Source organism: Mesorhizobium silamurunense, assembly GCF_014843825.1.
Lineage (GTDB): Bacteria > Pseudomonadota > Alphaproteobacteria > Rhizobiales > Rhizobiaceae > Mesorhizobium > Mesorhizobium silamurunense.
In genome coordinates, this window is the sequence record NZ_JHQR01000425.1 from 1 (window position 1) to 2,596 (window position 2,596).

4 protein-coding genes are annotated in these 2,596 nt (G+C 65.2%); 1 reads left to right on the forward strand and 3 read right to left on the reverse strand.

Annotated elements, in window-relative coordinates:
• Positions 1 to 613 (reverse strand): ImuA family protein (locus tag DH10_RS35655; RefSeq protein WP_425515398.1); only part of this gene is annotated, 613 nt, incomplete at its 3' end.
• A gap of 182 nt (positions 614 to 795) precedes the next feature.
• Here DH10_RS35655 and DH10_RS35660 point away from each other — a divergent pair.
• On the forward strand, positions 796 to 1,233 hold the full coding sequence (locus tag DH10_RS35660; RefSeq protein ID WP_192246321.1) for a metallopeptidase family protein: 438 nt from the start codon (positions 796 to 798) through the stop codon (positions 1,231 to 1,233).
• Positions 1,234 to 1,335: 102 nt separating this feature from the next.
• Here the strand turns inward: DH10_RS35660 and DH10_RS35665 are convergent, their stop codons facing one another.
• On the reverse strand, positions 1,336 to 1,542 hold the full coding sequence (locus DH10_RS35665) for a DUF1737 domain-containing protein (protein WP_192246323.1): 207 nt from the start codon (positions 1,540 to 1,542) through the stop codon (positions 1,336 to 1,338).
• A 30-nt stretch (positions 1,543 to 1,572) separates the two neighbouring features.
• Positions 1,573 to 2,454 (reverse strand): HpcH/HpaI aldolase/citrate lyase family protein, encoded by an 882-nt coding sequence (locus DH10_RS35670; protein ID WP_192246325.1) that lies wholly within the window; start codon positions 2,452 to 2,454, stop codon positions 1,573 to 1,575.
• Between the last annotated feature and the right edge of the window lie 142 nt (positions 2,455 to 2,596).

Here is a 2,596-nt window from a genome sequence, read left to right on the forward strand (position 1 = left end):
GGCCGGCATTCTGGGCGCGGGCGTGCAGCCGCCGCGTCGCGGTAAGGTCGAGAAGCCGCGGGCTGCCGCGGATCTCGAGGATGACGGCGGCGAAGGCCGTCATGCGGGCGGCCTCCTCGGCGATCCACAGCGCGTCGAGCAGCTTTGGCGCTTCGGAAAACAGCAATTGCTCGGGCCCGATGCCGAAGAGGGCGTGGAGGCCCCTGGCATAGGGAAAGCCGGCCTCGCGGAAAATCTCCGCAGTGCCGATCCAGAGCACCGGCAGGCCATGCTTCTCCTTGAGGATCAGGCTGGTGAGGGAGAGCGCAAAGCCGGCGACTGCGCCGGCATCGCGGGTCTCCAGCCCATGGATTTCGCTGAGCGCCGCCTTCGGCAGGCCGCCGCCAAGGGCGGTGTCGAGGCGTTCGATGCCGGTGTGGAGAAAGGCATCCGCTGAAGCCACGGCGAGGCCGCGCCGGACGATTGTGATTTCGGGGGTGATGTCCGAGCGGGCCACATCGACAGGCACGCCGGGCGCCGGCGCTTCCAGGCGCTCGGGCAGCGTTCCTTCGATCTTCGCGATCTGGCGGCGCAGGGCAAAAACAGTGTCCCGCGCCACGGCGCTCATCGCCATGACGTTCATTTCCGGCAGCAATTGTTCCTGTTATGTTCTTATAGATTCCAGAGGGCTCCGGAAGAGTCAAGCGGAGTCGCAAGGAATTTATTCCTTCGCTCTTCATCCGGAGGCGACACGCCAGCCGGCTCATTTGCCTCTATCGGCGCGAAAGCCTATATGCCGGGATCAAAGGAAACCTCATGGCCCGCATCTACAAGACCCGCACCTGGCACGACCAGCTCTCGCCGTCGATGGACGAGATGGAGCTTCTGGCGCTGGAGGCCTACGCCCATCTGCCGGAAGAGTTCCGCAAGCTCACCGGCGAGATCATCATCCAGATCGCCGACTTCCCGACCGACGAGATCATGGACGACCTTTCGCTGGAGACGCCCTTCGACCTGCTCGGCCTGTTCGAGGGGCGCGGCATCGCCGAGCGCTGGAACCCGCAGACCGGCGAGGGGCCGAACCGCGTCACGCTCTATCGCCGCGCCATCCTCGATTACTGGGCCGAGAACGAGGAGACGCTGGGCGACATCGTCACCCATGTGCTGATCCACGAGATCGGCCACCATTTCGGCCTCTCCGACGACGACATGGAGCGGATCGAGGAAGCGGCCGAGCAGGCGGCGGCGGGGTGAGCTTTACGCCGCTCTGTGGAGGACGCCTCGTTCCTTCGCGCCCCCCTCTGCCCTGCCGGGCATCTCCGCCACTTGGCCCACTTGGGGGGAGATCGGCTGTATCTACCAATCGCTGAGCTTGGTGTCCGGGGTATATTCCCGGCCCTCGACATCCTTCACCACGGCCTGGCCGCAGCGCATCGACTTGGTCGTCTTGTCATAGGCATAGGTCGGCGAGCCGAACAGGTGCCAGCCTTTGTTCAGGGCCGCCGTCACCTTGTGGCAGAACGTGGAATCGTCCGGACCGGACAGAAAGCGGTAGAGCTTCATTTTTTCGACCTTGTCGTGAATATCCGCGCATCATGCGCCGATGATTGCGGCCTTCGCCAGAAGTTTCTCGGCTTCCGCCAGATGCAGCCGCTCGACCATGCGGCCATCCAGCGCAATGACGCCCTTGCCGGCATTTTCGGGCCGTGCGAACGCCTCTCTGATCGCGCGCGCCCTGGCCAGCGCCTCCGGCGCCGGCGCAAAGGCGCGGTTCGCCGGCTCGATCTGGGCGGGGTGAATCAGCGACTTGCCGTCAAAACCCATGGCGGCCGCCTCGGCGCATTCCCGCGCCAGGGCGTCCAGGTCGCGAAAGTCGTTGGCGACGCCGTCGATCACGTCGAGGCCGCCCGCGCGGGCCGCGAGCACCAGCTGCAGCAGCCAGGGCATGATATAGCGCCGGTCGGGCGTCGCCAGAATGCCCGTTGCTTTCACCAAGTCATTCGTTCCGGCAACGAAACAAGCCAGGCGGGACGCTGGATCGCGGCCGAGCTCGGCAATGGCGCCGATGTTGAGCAGCGCCTTCGGCGTCTCGATCATCGCCCACAGCTTCACCGTGCCGAGAGCGAAATTGTCGTCGAGCAGGTCGCCGGCCTCGAGGATGTCGCGCGGCGTCGAAACCTTGGGCAAAAGGACGCCGTCCGGCCCGGCCTTGGCGACGGTCAACAAATCGTCGATGCCCCATTCGGATGCGAGCGGGTTGACGCGCACCACCATCTCGCAGCGCCGTTCGGGGCGCGCTGCCAGAATGCCCACAAGCTTGTCGCGTGCGGAAAGCTTGTCGGCGGGCGCAACGCCATCCTCGAGATCGATGATGACCGCGTCGCAGGCCAAGGATGGGATCTTGGCGAGCGCCTTGTCGTTCGAGGCCGGCACATAAAGCACCGAGCGCCGCGGGCGGTAGGTGTCAACGGTCATTAGCGATCTATGCCGGGTGACGGCGAGTGAGGCAAGGCGTGGAAGGCCAATTGCAGAGGTAAGCACCGCCCTCATCCCCTGCCGGAACCTTCTCCCCGTATAGTGACAGGGAGAAGATCCCATGAGGCGACGGGCGGCGGAA